Raw genomic sequence first — 2,182 nt, forward strand, 5'->3', positions numbered from 1 at the left:
TATAAATGCTAACTTAAATATGTACATTAACGCTTGAATAAATATGTACATTTTCAATTGGATTCTCCATACTGACTCTGAGGTGGTTAGTATGTATATTAAGCTAGATATTCAAACAGAATTTGAGGTTAAAAGTCTTTCAGACTTACCAAATTTTAAAAAACTAATGGGGAACTTAAAAATGAAGATAAATAAAAGTCAATTAGCCAGAGAATTGAATGTGGATCGGCGTACCATAGATAAGTATTTGAATGGTTTTACACCAAAAGGGACAAAAAATAAAACATCGAAAATCGATACATATTATGAAGTGATTGCAGCTCTTTTATCTAGTGATTCTAAACAAATCTTCTACTACAAACGAGTGTTATGGCAGTATCTAACAGACAATCACGGTTTAAAATGTTCACAGTCTGCATTTCGTGCTTATATTAATAGAAAGCCTGAATTTAGAACATATTTTGATGAGGGGAAGCGTATTTTATCAGGTCATTCAGTGGGTGTCCGTTATGAGACACCTCCAGGAGAACAAGCTCAATTAGATTGGAAAGAAAGCATACGATTTGAAACCAAAAGTGGCGAAATCGTATATGTGAATGTAGCTGTACTTTTATTGTCCTACTCGAGATTTAAAGTTTTTCATTTGAATATTTCAAAATCACAAAGTGTTTTAATGTCATTTATGACAGAGGCATTTGAAATGTTTGGTGGTGTACCGAAGGTAATTGTCACGGATAATATGAAGACGGTAATGGATGAAGCTCGAACAGAACACTTTACAGGAACGATTAACAATAAGTTTGCCCAATTCGCTCAAGATTTTGGATTTAAGGTACAACCTTGTATCGCAGGGCGACCAAATACCAAAGGGAAAGTAGAAGCGCCAATGAAACTTCTAGACGAAATTCATGCTTATCAAGGAAGATTCACTTTTGAAGAATTACATGAATTTGTGCAAAAATTATGTGCAAGAATTAATCAAACATTTCATCAAGGGACTGGTAAGATTCCAGTGTTTGCCCTAAAACAGGAAAAGAATCTCCTACAACCACTCCCGAAGAGCGCGATAAGAGATTCCTATATGATTAAGCATAAACTTGTAAAAGTTAATACATCAGGCATGATATCTTACAAATCGAATCAATACTCAGTTCCAGCTGAATATCAAGGTAAAACCGTCGGTTTACAAGTATATGATAATCAAATATATGTTTATCATAACATGAAGTTAATTGTACAACATAAAATCAGCCAATCTAAGCTCAATTATAAAGAAGAACATTATAAAAAAGCATTGGCTAAGTCACTACCTAAATATCCGAACATTGACAATTTGGCGAAACAAAATTTATCAGTAATTGGTGAGGTATATAGAAATGAAGAATAGCTATCAACAATTAACAACAAACCTAGAGTATTTAAAATTAAAACAAATGGCACAACATTTAGGTGACGTAGTCGATTTTAGCATTAATAATGAATTATCCTTCGTAGAGACACTTGTTAAACTGACAAACTATGAGATTGATGTACGAGAACAAAATATGATTCATTCTATGGTGAAAATGGGCGCATTTCCTCATAGAAAGGAGGTTGATGAGTTTGATTTCGAATTCCAGCCGAGTATTAATAAACAACAAATCTTAGATTTTATTTCTCTACGTTTCTTAGAGCAACAAGAAAACATAGTATTTTTAGGACCTAGTGGTGTTGGTAAGACCCATTTGGCCACGTCTATTGGTATAGCAGCAGCTAAAAAGCGAACAAGTACTTATTTTATTAAATGTCATGATTTACTTCAAAATTTAAAACGTGCCAAGATTGAGAATCGCCTAGAATCTCGTTTAAAGCACTATACAAAATACAAATTACTTATTATTGATGAAATTGGGTACTTGCCTATTGATCCGGAGGATGCAAAATTATTCTTTCAATTAATCGATATGCGTTATGAAAAGCGTAGTACCATCCTAACGACCAATATCAACTTCAAGTCTTGGGACGAAGTATTCCAGGACCCTAAACTCGCCAATGCCATACTAGATCGTGTCTTACATCATGCCACGGTGGTCAGTATTGTAGGACAATCCTATCGAATTAAAGATCATTTTAGCAAAGAAAATGATTGATTTTGTACATGCTTAAACAAGCGAAAATGTACATGTTTATCTTGACATTTACA

2 protein-coding genes are annotated in these 2,182 nt (G+C 33.5%); both read left to right on the top strand.

Annotated features, from left to right (window positions below; translation table 11 throughout):
- Positions 1 to 91: 91 nt before the first annotated feature.
- Entirely contained in the window at positions 92 to 1,387 is a 1,296-nt protein-coding gene (gene istA / locus ACS2CR_RS33990; protein ID WP_000275580.1) for an IS21-like element IS232 family transposase, read from the top strand.
- Complete coding sequence (gene istB / locus ACS2CR_RS33995) at positions 1,377 to 2,129, top strand: IS21-like element IS232 family helper ATPase IstB (RefSeq protein ID WP_000798699.1); 753 nt, start codon at positions 1,377 to 1,379, stop codon at positions 2,127 to 2,129. The genes istA and istB overlap by 11 nt, the downstream gene beginning before the upstream one ends.
- Positions 2,130 to 2,182: the final 53 nt, after the last annotated feature.

Origin of the sequence: Bacillus cereus group sp. BceL291, assembly GCF_051776705.1 — a bacterium.
Classification (GTDB): Bacteria; Bacillota; Bacilli; order Bacillales; family Bacillaceae_G; genus Bacillus_A; species Bacillus_A cereus.

What these genes read in the sequence shown, in the direction of transcription:
- istA (WP_000275580.1), top strand. Translation starts at nt 92, where the DNA reads ATGTATATTAAGCTAGATATTCAAACAGAATTTGAGGTTAAAAGTCTT.
- istB (WP_000798699.1), top strand. Translation starts at nt 1,377, where the DNA reads ATGAAGAATAGCTATCAACAATTAACAACAAACCTAGAGTATTTAAAA.